Source organism: Thalassobaculum fulvum (genome assembly GCF_014652915.1).
Taxonomy (GTDB): domain Bacteria; phylum Pseudomonadota; class Alphaproteobacteria; order Thalassobaculales; family Thalassobaculaceae; genus Thalassobaculum_A; species Thalassobaculum_A fulvum.
Map to the genome: position 1 here is coordinate 362,157 of NZ_BMZS01000002.1, position 16,144 is coordinate 378,300.

The 16,144-nt window shown below is 72.0% G+C and carries 17 protein-coding genes; 7 read left to right on the top strand and 10 right to left on the bottom strand.

Going from position 1 to position 16,144, the window contains the following annotated elements; genetic code table 11:
• Window positions 1–48: 48 nt before the first annotated feature.
• Together IE246_RS04945 and IE246_RS04950 are read right to left on the bottom strand one after the other, a co-directional pair.
• A complete protein-coding gene (locus IE246_RS04945) occupies window positions 49–471 on the bottom strand; it encodes an HD domain-containing protein (RefSeq protein ID WP_189987830.1) in 423 nt (140 codons plus the stop codon).
• A gap of 68 nt (window positions 472–539) precedes the next feature.
• Window positions 540–1,136, bottom strand: a complete 597-nt coding sequence (locus tag IE246_RS04950) for a helix-turn-helix transcriptional regulator (RefSeq protein ID WP_189987831.1) — start codon at window positions 1,134–1,136, stop codon at window positions 540–542.
• 80 nt (window positions 1,137–1,216) lie between these two features.
• Here IE246_RS04950 and IE246_RS04955 point away from each other — a divergent pair, with 80 nt between their 5' ends.
• Window positions 1,217–2,767 carry an adenosine deaminase family protein gene (locus IE246_RS04955; protein ID WP_189987832.1) on the top strand — a complete coding sequence of 517 codons (1,551 nt, stop codon included), beginning with the start codon at window positions 1,217–1,219 and terminating at the stop codon, window positions 2,765–2,767.
• On the top strand, window positions 2,764–3,162 hold the full coding sequence (locus IE246_RS04960) for a DUF2306 domain-containing protein (protein WP_189987833.1): 399 nt from the start codon (window positions 2,764–2,766) through the stop codon (window positions 3,160–3,162). The genes IE246_RS04955 and IE246_RS04960 overlap by 4 nt, the downstream gene beginning before the upstream one ends.
• 163 nt (window positions 3,163–3,325) lie before the next feature.
• On the opposite strand, the gene IE246_RS04965 is transcribed toward IE246_RS04960, so the two are convergent.
• Genes IE246_RS04965 through IE246_RS04975 form a run of 3 tightly spaced genes read right to left on the bottom strand, consistent with a single transcriptional unit; the run spans window position 3,326 to window position 6,432 of the window.
• Window positions 3,326–4,456: a CaiB/BaiF CoA transferase family protein gene (locus tag IE246_RS04965; protein WP_189987834.1), complete on the bottom strand. Its 1,131-nt coding sequence runs from the start codon at window positions 4,454–4,456 to the stop codon at window positions 3,326–3,328.
• Between the two features lie 18 nt (window positions 4,457–4,474).
• On the bottom strand, window positions 4,475–5,431 hold the full coding sequence (locus IE246_RS04970) for a hydroxymethylglutaryl-CoA lyase (RefSeq protein WP_189987835.1): 957 nt from the start codon (window positions 5,429–5,431) through the stop codon (window positions 4,475–4,477).
• Window positions 5,432–5,448: 17 nt separating this feature from the next.
• Window positions 5,449–6,432, bottom strand: coding sequence for an SMP-30/gluconolactonase/LRE family protein (locus tag IE246_RS04975; protein ID WP_189987836.1), 984 nt, complete (start codon window positions 6,430–6,432; stop codon window positions 5,449–5,451).
• A gap of 195 nt (window positions 6,433–6,627) precedes the next feature.
• On the opposite strand from IE246_RS04975, the gene IE246_RS04980 reads away from it, so the two are divergent.
• The gene (locus IE246_RS04980) at window positions 6,628–7,098 is read left to right on the top strand and encodes a YMGG-like glycine zipper-containing protein (RefSeq protein WP_189987837.1); all 471 of its coding nucleotides are present in this window, start codon (window positions 6,628–6,630) and stop codon (window positions 7,096–7,098) included.
• Window positions 7,083–7,736: a COG3904 family protein gene (locus IE246_RS04985; protein WP_189987838.1), complete on the top strand. Its 654-nt coding sequence runs from the start codon at window positions 7,083–7,085 to the stop codon at window positions 7,734–7,736. The genes IE246_RS04980 and IE246_RS04985 overlap by 16 nt, the downstream gene beginning before the upstream one ends.
• A 154-nt stretch (window positions 7,737–7,890) precedes the next feature.
• On the opposite strand, the gene IE246_RS04990 is transcribed toward IE246_RS04985, so the two are convergent.
• Complete coding sequence (locus tag IE246_RS04990; RefSeq protein WP_189987839.1) at window positions 7,891–8,781, bottom strand: pirin family protein; 891 nt, start codon at window positions 8,779–8,781, stop codon at window positions 7,891–7,893.
• Window positions 8,782–8,898: 117 nt separating this feature from the next.
• On the opposite strand from IE246_RS04990, the gene IE246_RS04995 reads away from it, so the two are divergent.
• A complete protein-coding gene (locus tag IE246_RS04995) occupies window positions 8,899–9,837 on the top strand; it encodes an SMP-30/gluconolactonase/LRE family protein (RefSeq protein ID WP_189987840.1) in 939 nt (312 codons plus the stop codon).
• 158 nt (window positions 9,838–9,995) lie between these two features.
• On the opposite strand, the gene IE246_RS05000 is transcribed toward IE246_RS04995, so the two are convergent.
• A complete protein-coding gene (locus IE246_RS05000; protein WP_189987841.1) occupies window positions 9,996–10,601 on the bottom strand; it encodes a DUF4347 domain-containing protein in 606 nt (201 codons plus the stop codon).
• Between the two features lie 191 nt (window positions 10,602–10,792).
• Between IE246_RS05000 and IE246_RS05005 the strand changes: the two genes are divergently transcribed.
• Entirely contained in the window at window positions 10,793–11,896 is a 1,104-nt protein-coding gene (locus tag IE246_RS05005) for a helix-turn-helix transcriptional regulator (protein WP_189987842.1), read from the top strand.
• Window positions 11,897–11,944: 48 nt separating this feature from the next.
• On the opposite strand, the gene IE246_RS05010 is transcribed toward IE246_RS05005, so the two are convergent.
• Window positions 11,945–12,421, bottom strand: coding sequence for a hypothetical protein (locus IE246_RS05010; RefSeq protein ID WP_189987843.1), 477 nt, complete (start codon window positions 12,419–12,421; stop codon window positions 11,945–11,947).
• 80 nt (window positions 12,422–12,501) lie between these two features.
• Between IE246_RS05010 and IE246_RS05015 the strand changes: the two genes are divergently transcribed.
• A complete protein-coding gene (locus IE246_RS05015) occupies window positions 12,502–13,290 on the top strand; it encodes a helix-turn-helix domain-containing protein (RefSeq protein WP_189987844.1) in 789 nt (262 codons plus the stop codon).
• Window positions 13,291–13,397: 107 nt separating this feature from the next.
• Here IE246_RS05015 and IE246_RS05020 read toward each other — a convergent pair whose 3' ends face one another.
• Both IE246_RS05020 and IE246_RS05025 read right to left on the bottom strand, forming a co-directional pair.
• On the bottom strand, window positions 13,398–15,266 hold the full coding sequence (locus tag IE246_RS05020) for a dihydroxy-acid dehydratase domain-containing protein (RefSeq protein WP_189987845.1): 1,869 nt from the start codon (window positions 15,264–15,266) through the stop codon (window positions 13,398–13,400).
• Between the two features lie 150 nt (window positions 15,267–15,416).
• Entirely contained in the window at window positions 15,417–16,127 is a 711-nt protein-coding gene (locus tag IE246_RS05025) for a 2OG-Fe(II) oxygenase (protein WP_189987846.1), read from the bottom strand.
• Window positions 16,128–16,144 lie beyond the last annotated feature (17 nt).

A 16,144-nucleotide genomic window follows, 5' to 3' on the forward strand; every position in this document is an offset into this window, starting at 1 on the left:
TTGGGCCGGGAGGATCGGTCCCGGTTCCGGCGGCGTCAACCGGCGCCGTCAACCGGTGCATGCGCGGCCCCGGTCGCCCGCGTGCAGGACGGCCGCAAGCCTTCGCAGGAACCGGTCGCGACCCGGCGGCTCGCGCCCGTCCATGATCGCGTCGAGCGCGTGCACCACCCGGGCCTCGGAGGTGCCGGCGGTCTGCAGCTCCAGCAGCAGCGCGTGGACGTGCAGGCCGTTGTCGGGATCGAGGGCATCGCGGATCGCCGCCGGCGATCCCGGCAGGGTCCGGACCAGAGCCATCTCCAGCACCCGGTTCAGGTCGACCGGCCGCTCCAGGTGCCGGGCCGCCAGCATGGCCGCCAGGGCGATCCGCCAGGCGCGGTCGGACGCCGCCCCGGTCGGCCGCAGTGCCGCGAGAAACCCGCCCAGGGCCTCGGCCGGCCCGGTGTCGCTTCTCTGTCCGTGGTGTCTCGGCATGGCGCGGACGCTAGCGCCACGCCCGCCGGCGCGGCCACGCATAAGTTATTCCGGCCCGGAGACCCCGCTCAGGGGTGCTGTGGCTCGCCGTCGAACAGGCGGGTCAGGCCGGCTTCGGGCACGACCCCGTCCGGCAGGGTGGTGACCAGCCGGACCGGGCTGCCGTCGTTCAGGGTCAGCCGCTCCCACACGCAGTAGCCGGTCATCATGCGGATCGGGCCGGGCCGCTCCCGCCCGCGGATCCACAGCACTGCGCCGGTGGTGGCGTCGGCGAACCAGCCGATGTCGTCGAGCCGGCTCTCGGCCTCGCGGATCTCGTCGGTGGCGAACCGGAACAGGGGCTCGCCGTGCAGCTCGGACGCCGACACCGTCCACTCGACCTCGCGGGCGGGGGACGCGGCCAGCAGCCGGTGGGTCAGGTCGCAGACCAGGTGGACCGGCAGCGGCGAGGACACCACCAGCCGCTTCAGCCCGCTGTCGCGCGCCAGATCGGCAACCGGCGTGAGAATCGGGCCGAGCCGGCGCAGCTGCTCCGCCGACGGCTCGATCGCGCCGGCCTCCCAGCGCGACACCGTGGTCTGCGCGACCCCGGCCAGGTCGGCGACCGCCTGCTGCTTCCAGCGGCGCAGGGCCCGGGCGCGTCTGAGGAGCGGACCGATCTTCATGGCTTCGGCTTCCGTTCGCGGAACGCCCGCATGATACTACACATGCCTGCAGAACAGCGACCGCCAGCGCGGGGGAACTCATGCACCGGATCTATCGCGGCCTGGCCGGGCTGCTCGTCGGCCTGACGCTCGCCGCATGCGCCACCATGGAGCCTTCTGCGGCCGCACCGGACAGCGATGCGGCCGCCGCCGCCGCGCGCTTCGAGCGGTTGAAGGCCGAGCGCCCGGCCGAGCTGACCGCCTTCCTGCGCGCCATGCCGAAGGGCGGCGACCTGCACAACCACTTGGTCGGCACGATCTACGCCGAGAACTTCATCGCCTGGGCGGTCGCCGACGGGCGCTGCCTGATCGTCGCCACCCAGACCATCGCCCCGGCGCCCTGCGACGCCAAGGCCGGCCGGCCGGCGATGGCCGAGGCGATGAAGTCGGGCGACGCCTACAACCGGCTGATCGACGCGCTGTCGACCCGCAACTACGCGCTGCGCGAGGTCTCGGGCCACGACCAGTTCTTCGCGACCTTCGCGCGGTTCGACGCCGCCGCCGCCGGCCGCGAGGGCGACCAGCTGGCCGAGGCCATGGCGCGCGCCGCCGACCAGAACATCCCCTACCTCGAGCTGATGGATTCGACCGGCATGGGCGCGGCCCTCGGGCTCGGCGCCAGGGTCGGCTGGGACGACGACCTTTCCCGGCTGCGCCGGAAGCTGATCGATGCCGGCCTGCCGCAGATCGTCGCCCAGGCGCGGACCGGGTTCGACGCCATGGAGGCGCGGGCCCGCGAGATCCTGGACTGCGCCGGCGCCCGCCCGCCGGCTTGCGACGTGACGGTACGCTACCTGGCCCAGGTGATCCGGACGTTCCCGAAGGCGATGGTGTTCGCCGAGACCGCGCTGGCCTTCGCGCTGGTCGAGGCCGACCCGCGCATCGTCGGGCTGAACTTCGTCGCCCCGGAGGACGACCGGATCTCGCTCGGCGACTACAGCCTGCACATGCGGATGATCGCGGCGCTGGCCAAGGAGACGCCCGGCGTGCCGGTCGCCTTGCACGCCGGCGAGCTTACCATGGGTCTGGTGCCGCCGGAGGACCTGCGGTTCCACATCCGCGAGGCGGTCGAGGTGGCCGGCGCGAAGCGTATCGGCCACGGCATCGACATCCTGTACGAGGACCGGCCCTACGAGCTGCTGCGGCGGATGGCCAAGGACCGGGTCGCGGTCGAGATCAACCTGACCAGCAACGACGTGATCCTGGGCGTGGCCGGCGACGACCACCCGTTCGCGACCTACCGCGCCTACGGCGTGCCGCTGACCCTGTCGACCGACGACGAGGGGGTGTCGCGCATAGACCTGACCCACGAATACGTCCGGGCCGTGCGCACCTACGACCTGTCCTACGCCGACGTGAAGGCGCTGTCGCGCAACGCCCTGACCTATGCGTTCCTGGCCGGCATCAGCCTGTGGGCCGACCCGGATGCGGCACGGCCGCTCGGCGCCTGCGCCCGCGACCGGCTCGGCGACCCGACTCCGTCGGAGCCGTGCGCCGCGATCCTGGGGCGCAGCGAGAAGGCCGCCGCGCAATGGAAGCTGGAGGCGGCGTTCGCAGCCTTCGAGGCCGCGCAGACCAAGGTGGCGCCGTGACCCTCGCCCCGGTCTTCGCCGCCCCGCCGGCGGTCCTGCTGCATCTGGCGACCGTGCTGCCGGCGGCCGGCATCGGCGGCTGGCTGATCCTGGCCAGCCGCAAGGGCGCGCTGTGGCACCGGCGGATGGGCTATCTGTTCCTGGCGCTTATGACCGTCACGGCGCTCAGCACGGTGTTCGTCCGCGAGATCGACCCCGAGGGCGGCCTGAGCCCGATCCACCTGCTGATCCCGGTGACTTTGCTCAGCGTCGCCGGAGGCCTGATCGCCGCCCGCCGGCACGACGTGCGCCGGCACAAGCGGGTGATGCTTGCGCTCTACCTCGGCGCGCTGGTGCTGGCCGGCGCCTTCACGCTGATGCCGGGGCGGCTGCTGCACCGGGTGTTCTTCGGGTAGTGGCCTGCGCCCGTCGCACCGTGGGTTCCGGCTCTGTCTCGCCTTCGGCGATCCAGTCCGGAATGACGACATAGAGGGGTGAACTTTGTTCTGCCGTCATTCCGGAGCGGACCGCCCGCAGGCGGGACGCATCCGGAACCCACCGGCCGCCGCCGGCGCCCCCTTACAACCCGCCCAGCACCTCGTCGGTGTGCTCCCCGAGCTCCGGCGGCGGCAGCTGGACGGTACAGGGGGTGGCCGACAGCTTGACCGGGAAGCCGGTCATCCGGATCGGCGCCCGGCCCGGGCGCTGCGACTCGACCACCATCTCCTGGGCCAGGACCTGCGGGTCGGTGAACACCTCGTCGAGCGCCATCACCCGGCCGGCCGGGCAGCCGGCCTTGTTGATCGCCTCGATCCAGTGGTCGACCGGCCGGGTCCGCGTCACCGCGTTGATCCGGGCGTTCAGCGCCGGGCGGTTGGCCATGCGCCGGGCGTTGTCGGCGAAGTCGGGCTCGTTCAGCAGGTCCGACAGGCCGAGCACGCCGAGGAACCGCGCCACCATCACGTCGTGCGACGGAGCCACCGCGATCTCGCCGTCCTCCGCCTCGAACAGCCCGTAGGGAGCGACGATCGGGTGGTCGTTGCCGGTCCGCTTCGGGTTGCTGCCGGTCGCGAAATACTCGGCCGACAGGTACGCCATCATCGAGATCAGCCCGCCGGTCAGGCTCGACTCGACCTTCTGGCCGCGGCCGCTGCGGTGCCGGGCCTCCAGCGCCGAGGTCACGCCGAACGCGCAGTACAGCCCGGCGATCAGGTCGGATACCGGCGGCGCGGCCCGGCGCGGCGGCCCGTCCGGGTCGCCGTTGACCGCCATGAAGCCGCTCATCGCCTGGGCGATGAAGTCGAAGGCCGGCCGGTCGACATACGGCCCGGTCGAGCCGTAGCCGTTGACGCTGGCGGTGATGAGGCGGGGGTTGAGTTCCTCGAGGCGCCCGTCGTCGAAGCCCATCTTGGCCAGCACGCCGGGCCGGTAGTTCTCCACCAGCACGTCGGCCGAGGCGATCAGCCTGGCCAGCGCGTCCTTGCCCTCGTCGGTGTAGAGGTCGAGGACGACGGACTTCTTGTTGCGGTTGAACTGGGCGAAGTACCAGGAGAAGCCGTCGACGACGGCCCCCTGGCCGCGGACCGGGTCGCCGGTCGGCGGCTCCACCTTGATGACCTCCGCCCCCATGTCGGCGAGCAGCTGCGTGCAGAACGGACCCGCGAGGATCCGTGTCAGGTCGACGACCCGAATACCGGCAAGCGCACCCATTGAAATGCTTCCCCCGGCTCAGCCCGTAGCCGTCCGGACGGAGTCCATCGGATGCAGGTCGAGCCGCAGCCCCGCCTTCATCAGCTGGCCCGGCAGCTGGCGGCCGAGCACCGCCTCGGCGTCGCAGGCGACGTCGATCATCTTGCGGATGTCGATGCCGGTCTCGATGCCCATCTCGTCGAGCAGGTACAGCAGGTCCTCGGTGCATATGTTGCCGGTCGCCTTCGGCACGAACGGGCAGCCGCCAGTGCCGCCGAACGACGCCTCGTAGCGGTCGACGCCCTCGGCAAGGCCGGCCATCACGTTGGCCAGGCCGATGCCGCGGGTGTTGTGGAAGTGCAGCACCTGGCTCAGCTTCGGCGCCGCCGCGCGCACCGCCTGCACCCGCTCGCGCACCAGCGGCGGCGTGGCCATGCCGGTGGTGTCGCCGAAGCTCATGCCGACGAAGCCCATGTCCTGGTACGCCTTGGCGATCCGCACCACGTTCTCGACCGGGACGTTGCCCTCGAACGGGCAGCCGAACGAGGTGGCGATGGCGCCGTGCACCGGGATGCCGGCGTCGCCGGCGATCCTGGCGACCTCCTCGAATCCCTTCAGCGAGTCGTCGATCGTGCTGTTCAGGTTCTTCAGGTTGTGGCTCTCCGACGCCGAGACGAACACCACGATCTGGTCGACGCCGGACTCGGCGGCCCGGATGGCGCCGCGGGCGTTCGGCACCAGGGCCGCCAGCACCGTGTCCTTGGAACGCTTGACGCCCTTCATCACCTCGGCGGCGTCGGCCAGCTGCGGCACCGCCCGCGGCGACACGAACGAGGTCGCCTCGATCCGGCGCACGCCGGCGTCGATCAGCCGGTTGATCCAGTCGATCTTGCGCGCCGTCGGCACGAAGGTCGGGTCGGCCTGGATGCCGTCGCGCGGCCCGACCTCGGTCACCTCGACCGTGCCGACACTCGTGTAGGGTCGAACCTCTGTCATCGGAACGTCTCCTGTGGTCAGAAATGCCAGTGCGGCGGCTTTGCGCCAGCGACCGGCGAGCGGAAGGTAACCAGGCTGTCCCCGGCCAGGGAGCCGAGATAGGCGGTCTTCAGGTCGGGGCCGCCGAAGGTGATGCTGGCGACGTTCCGCAGCCGGCGGGCCGCACCCAGGTTCATATAGGTGCGGTCGAACGTCCCGTCGCGCCAGTGCGCCATCGCGGTCTCGACCTCGGCCGGGTCGCAGTCCTCGAGCACCACGCTCTGGCTGCCGTCCGGCGCCACCCGCACCACCCGGTTGCTCATCACGCTGGCGCACCAGATGCCGCCCTCGGCGTCGAACTCGAAGCCGTCGGGGAACACGCCGTCCAGGTAGTCGGCGACGGTCTCCCGCGGGCCGAGGCCGCGCTCCGTCAGCTTCCAGCGCGACACCCGCCGCGCCATGGTCTCGTTGGCGTACAGCCAGGTCCCCGAGGGGTCGACCTTGACCTCGTTGGCGTAGCCGAGGCCGTCGGCGACGATCCGGGCCGAGGCCGGATCGGCCGGGTCCGGCATGCGGATCACGAAGCCGTCGGCGACGTCGCGGTGGAACGCCCGGTCGCGCGGCGCCCGCCAGGTGCTGACCGAGATCCACAGCACGCCGTCCTCGGCCCGGTGCACGAAGTTGACCGACGGCAGCCGCAGTCCGTCGACCTCGGTCAGCACCGGCTCGCAGGCGCCGTCCGGAAGCAGCCGCCAGGCGCCGCCGCTCTCGCCGAGGTTGGCGATCAGGAACGAGCCGTCGGGCGCCATCGACCAGCCGTTCGGCATGAAGTCGCCCGGCATGCCGGCGCGCGCCAGCAACGGCTGCAGACTGCCGTCCGGCAGCAGCCTGGCCACCCCGCCGCCGCCTTCCGGCAGCGCGTGGCTGACCCAGATCGCGCCGGCGGCCGTGCACGCCACGCATTCCGGCCGCCGCAGGCCGGAACCGAGAAAGCCTAGGTCGTCGAAGCTCAGCATCGTCATCGGCGCGCACTGTATCGCCACGCCGGGCACCCGCAAAGACGAGCGCGCGCAAGGGAGCTTTGCGGGATCGCGTCGACAGACCGGGATCCGGCGAGCAATTCCGTTGCCTTGAGGCGTGCCTGCGGGCACGCTTTCGATTATCGGGCGTGCATCAGGGCCACCGGATCGGACTGGCTGCACAGGGGGAGCTATTCGATGACTCGCGTTCGCAAGGCGGCCGCCGTACTCGCCGTATCGGCGCTGGCGCTGTCCGGCTGCCAGACCACCGGCAACAACCAGACTTCGGGGGCCCTGCTCGGCGGGCTCGCCGGTGCCGCCGCCGGGGCACAGTTCGGCAGCGGCGAGGGCCGGCTGGTCGCGGTCGTGATCGGCGCGCTCGCCGGGGCGGTCGCCGGCGGCATGATCGGCCAGCAGCTCGACGAAGCCGACCGGCTGCGGGCCGAGGACGCCGCCCGCCAGGCCGCCAACGCCAGCCAGCCCGGTCCGGTGCACTGGAAGAGCGAGAAGAACCAGGAGGTGCACGGCTGGGCCGAGCCGGTCTCGCCGGCCAAGGTCGAGGACGGCGACCTCTGCAAGAACGTCAAGAGCGTCTACTACCTGAACGGCCAGGAGCAGGCCGAGACCAAGCGCTTCTGCCTGCAGGACGGCCGGTGGGTCGAAGCCTGACCCGGCCGCTCGCAGCGGCCGTCCTGTTGCTCGTGCCCCTGCTGCTCATACCGGGCGCGGCGCGGGCCCTGGACATCGACCGGGTCGTCACCGGCCAGGGCACGATCCTGGCGCTGTCCGGACCCTTCGTCGACGGCGACGCCAGCCGGGTGCTCGCCGCGCTTTCGCGCGAGCCGATCATGGAGGTTCAGCTGCACTCGCCCGGCGGCAGCATGAAGGCCGGGCTCGACGTCGGCATGACCCTGCGCGCCTCCCAGGTCGCGACCCGGGTCGCCGGCGGCCGGGAATGCGCCAGCGCCTGCTTCTATGCGTTCCTCGGCGGCGTGCTGCGCAGCGTCGACCCCTCGGGCCGGCTCGGCGTGCACATGCACTCGGCGGCCCGCAGCGACGCCTATGTCGGCAAGCTGCGCGAGATCCTGGGCGCGCGCCAGTTCTCGATCGACGACCGGATCCGGCTGATCGTGCTGCTGAACGAGCAGATGTCGGCGCGCGCCGCCGGCATGATCGCCGCCTACGTGGTGCGGATGGGCGTCGCCATCGAAGTGTTCGACCCGCTGTTCGCCACCCCGCATTTCGACATCCACTGGCTGACCGTGCAGGAGATGCGGCGGTTCAACGTGGTCAACGTGGTGGGATAGCGAGCGACCGCGCCCGGCAGGTCCCGGGTCTCCGCGGCGGCGCCGCTGCGCCCGGGATGAGGATCCTGCACGTAGCCCCTGACCTCATCCCGGACCGGCGTGCCGAAGGCGCGGCGGAGCCGGGACCCGTCCTCGGTCGGGGCGCACCGCCCCTTCATCCCTCCGGCAGCGGCGTGAACTCCCGCTCGTCGCCCGGCACGATATCGAACCGCCCTGCCTGCCAGTCGGCCTTGGCGGCCTCGATCCGGTCCTGCGACGACGACACGAAGTTCCACCAGATGAAGCGCGGCCCGTCCATCGGCTCGCCGCCCAGCACCAGCACCCTGGCGTGGCCGACCGCCTCGACCGTCACGCCGTCGCCCGGGTGCAGGACCAGCAGCCGGCCGGCCTCGAACCGGTCGTCGGCGATCGACACCGTGCCCTCGGCAACGTAGATCGCGCGCTCCTCGTGCTCGGCCGGGATCGGCAGCCAGGCGCCGGCCTCGAGGATGGCGTCGGCGTAGATCATCTCGGAATAGCTCGGCACCGGCGAGGTGGCCCCCCAGAGGGTGCCGGCGATCACCCGCACCCGCTTGCCCTCGCCCTCGATGGTCGGAAGCTCGTCCGAGCCCAGGTGCACGAAGCCGGGCGCGGTCTCCTCGTGCCGTTTCGGCAGGGCGACCCAGGCCTGGATGCCGAACATCGACGCGCCGTCCTCGCGCAGCGCCGGGTCGGTCCGCTCGGAGTGCACGATGCCGCGGCCGGCGGTCATCCAGTTGACCTCGCCCGGGCGGATCGGCTGGGCGGTACCGAGGCTGTCGCGGTGCATGATCTCGCCGTCGAACAGGTAGGTCAGGGTGGCCAGCCCGATATGCGGGTGCGGGCGGACGTCCAGCCCCTCGCCCGACGGGAACCTCGCCGGCCCCATCTGGTCCCAGAAGATGAACGGGCCGACCATCCGGCGCCGCGCCGAGGGCAGCGCCCGGCGCACCTCGAAACCGCCGAGGTCGCGGGTCCGGGGCACGATCACCGTGTCGATTCCGGGGGTGTCTGTCTGGTCGCTCATGATGTCCTCCCGCTGCCGGGCCGGGGCGAGACCGCCGCCGGGGCCGAGCCATGTGGGGGTTTGCCCTGCGGTGCAGGTCCGGCCGATACTGCGCGCGATTCAGGGAGGAGACCAGACATGACGCTGCGCACCATCGCCGAAGGCCTGCAGTTCCCCGAGGGTCCGATCGCCTTGCCGGACGGCTCGGTGCTGGTGGTCGAGATCGGGCGCCGCACGCTGACCCGCTGCTGGCCGGACGGCCGCAAGGAGATCGTGGCCGAGACCGGCGGCGGCCCGAACGGCGCGGCCATGGGGCCGGACGGCAAGGTCTACATCTGCAACAACGGCGGCTTCGAGTTCCACGTCGACCCGGAGACCGGCCACCACCGGACCATCGGCCAGGCCAAGGACTATTCCGGCGGCCGGATCGAGCGGGTCGACCTGAAGACCGGCACCGTCGAGGTGCTGTTCACCGAGTGCGGCGGCCACCCGCTGAAGGGGCCGAACGACCTGGTGTTCGATCGCACCGGCGGGCTGTGGTTCACCGACCTCGGCAAGATGCGCGAGCGCGACTCCGACCGCGGCGGCGTCTACTACTGCCGGCCCGACACCGGGCTGATCAAGGAGGCGATCTACCCGATGGTGATGCCGAACGGCATCGGCCTGTCGCCCGACGAGAAGACCTTGTACGTCGCCGAGACCGAGGGCGGCCGCCTCTGGGCCTACGAGATCACCGGCGAGGGCGAGGTCGCCAAGCTGCCGTTCCCGTCGCCGAATGGCGGCCGGCTGGTCGCCTGCGATGCCGGCTTCCGGCGCTTCGACAGCCTGGCGGTCGAGCGCGGCGGCGCGATCTGCGTCGCCACCCTGGGCACCGGCGGTGTCACGGTCGCCTCGCCGGCGACCGGCACCTTCGAGTTCCACCCGATGCCGGACTCCTACTGCACCAACATCGCGTTCGGCGGGCCGGGCCTGCGGACCGCGTTCATCACGCTGAGCATCACCGGCCGGCTGGTCGCCATGGAATGGCCCCGTCCCGGGCTGCCGCTGAACTTCCTGAACGAGGGCGCCAACGCCTGAGGCCGGGCCGCAGCCGACGGTGCACGGCACCCCGAGGCGGCGGGTATTGGGGGTCGCGACGGAAACATCGCACCCATCGCCCCGAGGTGCCGGCATCGTAGCGAAGGGCCACGAAGCCCCCTCGCCCCACCCCACTCACGCGCCGGCGGCGCCGCCGGTCAGCGGCCGCCGGCCAGCAGCAGCGGATAGGTCGCGCGCGAAATCGCCGGGAATGCGGTCTCGATCGTGGTGCCGTGCCGGTCGCGCAGCGTCCAGCGGCCGCCCTGCGCCGCCGAACCGACCGGTCCGGCCGACGCCGCGACGGCAACGCCGAGAACCGTCTCCAGATAGTCGAGGAAGCGCAGGCCGACCGCCCCCGATGCGACCGAGCTACCGTATAGCGCCACCACGGCGGAGTCGCCGAGCGCTTGCGAGATGTCGGCCAGGACGCCGCGGCGCATCGCCAGCGCCGGCAGGTCGACGCGGTCGCCCGCCAGCACCACCGCCCCCGGCTCGCCGCGACACAAGACGTGCAGGACAGCGATCGCCCGGCGGTTGACGAGCCGCTCGGCGATCTGCTCGAGCCCGCGGCCGCCGTCCGCCAGTCGGACGACGTCGATTCCCGGCCGCCGCCCGTCGACCAGCGTCGTCGACACCGGGACGCCGGGATCGACGATCAGGACCTCGCCGCCGAAGACCGGGCCGGCTCCCGGGCCCTGCCCCGCGGTCGCTCCGGCGCGCTCCAGCGTCAGCGAATCGCCGCGATCCCCGATGAACTCTTCCATCCCCTGCCTCCGTTCTGGAATGCGGGCGGGCCGCCGGTTTCTGTCCGGGCAGACCGTTTGTCGTTCACCCTCAAGGGATACCGCGAATTCTCCCGCTGCGATTGCGCCGGCGTCTCAAATTTGTTTCTTCGTCGTCTCAAAATACCGCTAGCCTGTCCGCGGGGACGATGCGGACGTTGCGGAGCAAAGCCATGGAGCTTGCACGGTTGCCGTCGGCATCGCTATTGCCCGGCCGGCTCTCGAACGAAGAACTGTTCTGGCACTGGCGGCGCAGCCTGGTGCCCTTCTTCGACTGCATTCCCGTGCGCGAGCACGGCACACCCTGGCAGCCGCTGGAGAGCCGGCAGTATCATCTCGGCGACTTCGTGTTCGTGGACGCCCGGTTTCCGGGGCAGCGGTTCGTCCGGGATGCCGACTGGAACCGCCGGCACGACGACGCCGACCACGTCCTGCTCCAGGTGTTCCTGGCCGGCCGCAACAGCGGCACCAACGGCGGCACCGGGTTCGTCCAGGAGCCCGACGGGGTCTATGCGGTCAATCTCGGCTACGAAACCGAGGCCGAGACCGCCGGCGCCGATACCCTCTCGCTGGTCCTGCCCCGCGACTGGCTCGCCGAGCACCTGCCGGCGCTGCGGGACGCCCGCGGCCCGGTGCTGCCGAAGGGCAGCATGGCGGCGCGCCTGTTCACCGACTTCGCGCTGTCGCTGCGACGAAGCCTGCCGCAGGCGACGATCGCCGATGCGCCGGTGGTCTCGAAATCCCTGGTCGGGCTCCTGGGCTCGCTGCTGGCCCACCAGGATCCGGTCGCCACGGATGCGCAGCGCGGTGCGATCCTGGCGCTGCGGCGGTACGTCGACGACCACCTCGGCGACCCGGACCTCGGCGCCGACCGGCTGTGCGAGCAGTTCCGGATGTCGCGCGCCACCCTGTTCCGGCTGTTCAGGGATCACGGCGGGGTACGGACCTACATCCAGCAGCGCCGGCTGATGGCCTGCTTCCGCGCGATCGGATCGCCCCGGCACGCCGGCCGCCGGATCTACGACATCGCCCTGGATTTCGGCTTCGCCAACCAGAGCCACCTCAGCACGCTGTTCCGCCGGCATTTCGGCATGTCGCCCAGCGAGGTGCGCGAGGCGGCCGGCCGCCGGCGGGCGGACGGCGTCGGCGCCGCCGCGCTCGCCGAAGCGAGCGGACTGCCGGACGTCGAGATCATGCGCCGCTGGGCGCTCGAGCTCGGCGGCTCCGACCAGCCCGTCGCGGGTGCGGCGGGACCGGGTCGCGGGCTGCCCGCCTGACCGGCACCCGGCCCGCCGCGTCGCCCCGGCGCGCCCCCCGGCGCGACCTCAGCCGGCCGCCGTCGCACCGCCGCCAGCGGCCGCAAGCAGACGGGCCTGCAGGACCGCGTAGCCGGCCACCGCCACCGCCATCAGATCGACCAGGACCGCACCGGTCCAGGTGAAGGCGCTCCACCCGAGGACCAGCAGCAGGGCGCTGCCCAGCACCCAGGACCAGTCCATCGCGCAGACCGCCCGCACCAGGCCCGGCCGGGCCGCCGGCCGGGCGGCGATCCAGAACACCAGACCGGCGAACGGCAACAGGGCGAGCCCGACGGCCCGGATCCAGTCGGCCCCGGCGAGTCCGCCATAAGGCCCCTGGCCGGTCAGGCAGAGTTCGGCCAGCGGACCGGCGGCCACCGCCATGGCGCCGCCGATCAGCAGCGAGGATCCGGCGTTCAGGCACAGCACCGCCCGCAGCATTTTCTCCGGGCGCAGGGCTTTCTCCGGGAGTAGGGCTTTCTCCGGGTGATCGAACATCGACATGATCGTCTCCTTGGCTTGTCGTATCCTGGCCGGACGATCACGCCGGAGGCCGGGCCGCCTCAATTACGCCGGGAGTAATCATGGTCAGCGCGCTCGACCTGCACGACGCGACCCAGCCGCCCGAGGATTTCGGGGTGCTGCTGCGCCGCTGGCGGCGCCGGCGCGGCACCAGCCAGCTCGACCTGGCGCTCGACGCCGGCACCTCGCAACGCCATGTCAGCTTCCTGGAGACCGGCCGGGCCCGGCCGAGCCGCTACATGGTGGTGGCGCTCGCCGGGGCGCTGGACGTGCCGCTGCGCGACCGCAACGCCCTGCTCGCCGCGGCCGGATTCTCGCCCGCCTTCCTGGCGCGTCAGGACAGTGATCCCGACCTCGCCGCCGTCGAGGCCGCGCTGAGCTTCATCCTGGACAAGCAGGAACCGTTCCCGGCGATCGTCGTCGACCGGGCCTGGCGCCTGCGGCGGGCGAACGCGGCGGCCGAGCGCATGCTGGCGTTCCTCGCCCCCGACGGGCTGCCTACCGCGACCGACGGCGCCATCGACCTGGCTGCCTGGATCTTCGACCCGGACGGCCTCGGCCCGTGGCTCCGCAACCGCGACGAGGTGCTGCCGCACATGGCCCGGCGGCTCGGCCCGGCGGCGCCGCACTGGGCGGCCGGCGGCGGCCGGTCCGCGGAGGGCGACGATCTCCCGCTGCCGCCGGTGCTGACGCTCGACGTCGCCAAGGACGGCGTCGCGGTCCGGCTGTTCTCCACGATCACGACGCTCGGCGAGCCGCAGGACCTCGCCCTGCACGACATCCGGATCGAGAGCTTCTTCCCGGCCGACGAGCCGTCGCGGGCCGTGCTGGAGGCGATGGCGGGCGGCTGAGACGGCCGCCGCCGCCGGGCTGCCGGCCCGAAAAGACGATCGGCCGCGGAGTTCCTCCGCGGCCGATCGGTCCGATGATTGGCGGTGGCGGGCCTCCCTCGGCGCCGTCAGAACGCCTTGTCGGTCTGCGGGCGGTACTTGTTCTTCGGCGAGAAGCCCGACCGGACGGCCTCGCGCGGCTCGCGCACCCAGACCTCGCGGTTCGGGTGCAGGCCGCCGCCGCGGGTCGCCGGCACCGCGGTGTGGCGGGCCCGGTGCAGCAGCCGGGTGTCGGCGATGCCGCAGTTCGGATGGATGCCGCCGTTGTCCGCCACCACCTTCGCCCAGGCCGCCTTGCGCTCGGCCAGGGTCGCCGGGTCGTTGAGCGCCGGGCAGTTCAGCTCGTTGGTGTTGAGGTCGACCACGATGTCGTCGCCGTTCTCGATGAACGCGATCGGACCACCGAGCGCCGCCTCCGGCCCGACATGGCCGATGACCAGGCCGACCGAGCCGCCGGAGAACCGGGCGTCGGTCATCAGCCCGACCACGATGCCGCGCTCTCGGCACAGCGTGGTGATGCGCGAGGTCGGGTCGAGCATCTCCGGCATGCCGGGCGCCCCGCTCGGCCCCTCGTAGCGCACGATGACCATGTCGTGGTTCTGGAAGCTCTCGGGCGTCTCGTCGAGCGCCTCGAGCAGGCCCTGCTCGCCCTCGAACACCCGCGCCTTGCCGACGAAGGTGTTGTTCTCGAGGCCGCCCTCGACGCCGGCGAGCTTGAGGATCGCCGAGAAGTCCGGCGACAGGTTGCCGCCGAGCACCCGCAGGCCGCCGGTCGGCTTGTACGGCTTCTCGACCGGATAGATCACCTTGCCGTCGACCGGCTTGGCCTCCAGCCGCGCGACCTGCTGGGCCAGCGTCTCGCCGGTGCAGGTCATGACGTCGCCGTTGAGCAGGCCGGCCTCGAGCAGTTCGCGGACGATCACCTGGACGCCGCCGACCGCGTCGATGTCGACCATCGAGTACTTGCCGTAGGGTCGGGCGTCGGTCAGCACCGGCACGACGTGCTGCGACAGGTGGTTGAACTCCTCCGGGGTCATGACCTCCTTCCAGAAGTCGCCGAAGCCGGCGGCGCGGGCGATCTCCGGGGCGTGCAGGGTGACGTTGGTCGAGCCGCCGATCGCCATCGCCACGATCACCGCGTTGCGGAGCGAGTCCCGCACCACGATGTCGCGCGGCTTCAGGTCGTTCGCGATCATCGCCGCGAGATGCTCGACCAGCAGGGCCGGAAACTCGTTGATCCGGCGCGGGTCGTCGGAGGCCGGCGCCACCATCTGCAGCGGCTGCATGCCGACGACGCCGATGAAGGTCTGCATGGTGTTGTAGGTGAACATGCCGCCGCAGCTGCCGATGCCGGGGCAGGCGTGGCAGGCGATGTGGTGCCGGAACTCGGGGTCCGGATTGCCGGCGACCTGGTAGGCGCTGACGATGTCCAGGGCCTCGCCGGTCTTCGGGTCGTGGCCCGGATGGATCGGGCCGTCCGACATGATGATGGCCGGCTGGTTGTGCTCGAGCAGCGCGGCCAGGGTGCCGACCGGCGGCTTGTCGCAGGCGACCACCGCGATCGTGCCGGCGAGGCCGGTCGCCTCCAGGTGCTCGCACAGGGCGTCGTGGGTGACCTCGCGGCCGATCAGCGAGTAGCGCATCTCGCGGGTGCCGTTGCGGATGCCGTCGGAGGTGGCGATGGTGTACTCCGGCTGGACCAGGCGCAGCCGGAGCTGTCCCTCGCCCTGGCCGATCCGGCTCTTCAGCGCCGCGTGGATCGCGTCGACCTTCGACAGCACGCCGAGATAGCACTGGCTGTCGCCCTTGGTGCCGACGACGCCGACCGACGGCTCGTGGATCAGGTCCGGATCGGTGCCGAGCTCGCGCGCAAGCCCGATGGTCTGCGCGGATCGGCCCGGATGGCGGTCGATGAGTACGGTTTTCGAGTTCTTCACGGGGGTTTCCTCAAGACGGCACGGATTTCTTGCTCTGCGGGCGGCGAGCGGTCGCCACGGGGGACAATGCTCAGCCGGCCCTGGCGGGTCCAGTGCCAATGTTAGTGCATCGGCCGTTTGTCGGCCAAGCTGGGGCCGGGCACCGCCCGTTCAGGCGGCGTCGTGCAGGATGATGCCCAGGGTATAGCGCTCGCCCGAGTGCAGGCGGCTCACCCCGTGGCGCATGGCGGTCCGGTAGATCCCGCGCGAGCCCTGCACCGGCCGGCGGTTGACCGGAAAGATCACCGCCTCGCCTTGCGTCAGGCCCACCACCTCGGCGCGCGACTGCATGCGCGGCCGCTGCTCGGTCAGCACGAACTCGCCGCCGATGAAGTCCCGGCCCGGCTCGCTCAGCAGGAACGCCGCCTGCAGCGGGAACACGTGCTCGCCGTACAGGTCCTGGTGCAGGCAGTTGTAGTCGCCGGGGCCGTAGCGGAGGATCAGCGGGGTCGGGCGGGTCTGGCCGGCGGCATGGCACTCGGCCAGCCAGTCGGCGAGCCGCCCGGGATAGCGCGCCGGCTCGCCCAGGCGCTCGGCCCAGGCGTTGGCCAGCGCCGCCAGCCGCGGATACAGCGCCTCGCGCAGCGCCGCCACCAGCGGCGGCAGGGGGTAGGCGAAGTACCGGTACTGGCCGCTGCCGAAGCCGTGACGGGCCATCACCACCGTGCTGCGGTAGCGCGCGTCGTCGGGATAGGCCGCGATCAGCGACCGGCATTCCTCGGCCGTCAGCACGGGCCCGGTGGCGGCGGCCCCCCAGCGGTCCATGTCGGCGCCCAGCCGGTCCCAGTCGAGGGCGGACACCCGGGCGGGAATGTCGGTCATGGCGGCTCCCTAGGCTC

Excerpts from the sequence above, each read along its gene's own strand:
- IE246_RS04945 (WP_189987830.1), bottom strand. The coding sequence starts at position 471 with ATGCCGAGACACCACGGACAGAGAAGCGACACCGGGCCGGCCGAGGCC.
- IE246_RS04950 (WP_189987831.1), bottom strand. The coding sequence starts at position 1,136 with ATGAAGATCGGTCCGCTCCTCAGACGCGCCCGGGCCCTGCGCCGCTGG.
- IE246_RS04955 (WP_189987832.1), top strand. The coding sequence starts at position 1,217 with ATGCACCGGATCTATCGCGGCCTGGCCGGGCTGCTCGTCGGCCTGACG.
- IE246_RS04965 (WP_189987834.1), bottom strand. The coding sequence starts at position 4,456 with ATGGGTGCGCTTGCCGGTATTCGGGTCGTCGACCTGACACGGATCCTC.
- IE246_RS04970 (WP_189987835.1), bottom strand. The coding sequence starts at position 5,431 with ATGACAGAGGTTCGACCCTACACGAGTGTCGGCACGGTCGAGGTGACC.
- IE246_RS04975 (WP_189987836.1), bottom strand. The coding sequence starts at position 6,432 with ATGACGATGCTGAGCTTCGACGACCTAGGCTTTCTCGGTTCCGGCCTG.
- IE246_RS04980 (WP_189987837.1), top strand. The coding sequence starts at position 6,628 with ATGACTCGCGTTCGCAAGGCGGCCGCCGTACTCGCCGTATCGGCGCTG.
- IE246_RS04990 (WP_189987839.1), bottom strand. The coding sequence starts at position 8,781 with ATGAGCGACCAGACAGACACCCCCGGAATCGACACGGTGATCGTGCCC.
- IE246_RS04995 (WP_189987840.1), top strand. The coding sequence starts at position 8,899 with ATGACGCTGCGCACCATCGCCGAAGGCCTGCAGTTCCCCGAGGGTCCG.
- IE246_RS05000 (WP_189987841.1), bottom strand. The coding sequence starts at position 10,601 with ATGGAAGAGTTCATCGGGGATCGCGGCGATTCGCTGACGCTGGAGCGC.
- IE246_RS05005 (WP_189987842.1), top strand. The coding sequence starts at position 10,793 with ATGGAGCTTGCACGGTTGCCGTCGGCATCGCTATTGCCCGGCCGGCTC.
- IE246_RS05010 (WP_189987843.1), bottom strand. The coding sequence starts at position 12,421 with ATGTCGATGTTCGATCACCCGGAGAAAGCCCTACTCCCGGAGAAAGCC.
- IE246_RS05015 (WP_189987844.1), top strand. The coding sequence starts at position 12,502 with ATGGTCAGCGCGCTCGACCTGCACGACGCGACCCAGCCGCCCGAGGAT.
- IE246_RS05025 (WP_189987846.1), bottom strand. The coding sequence starts at position 16,127 with ATGACCGACATTCCCGCCCGGGTGTCCGCCCTCGACTGGGACCGGCTG.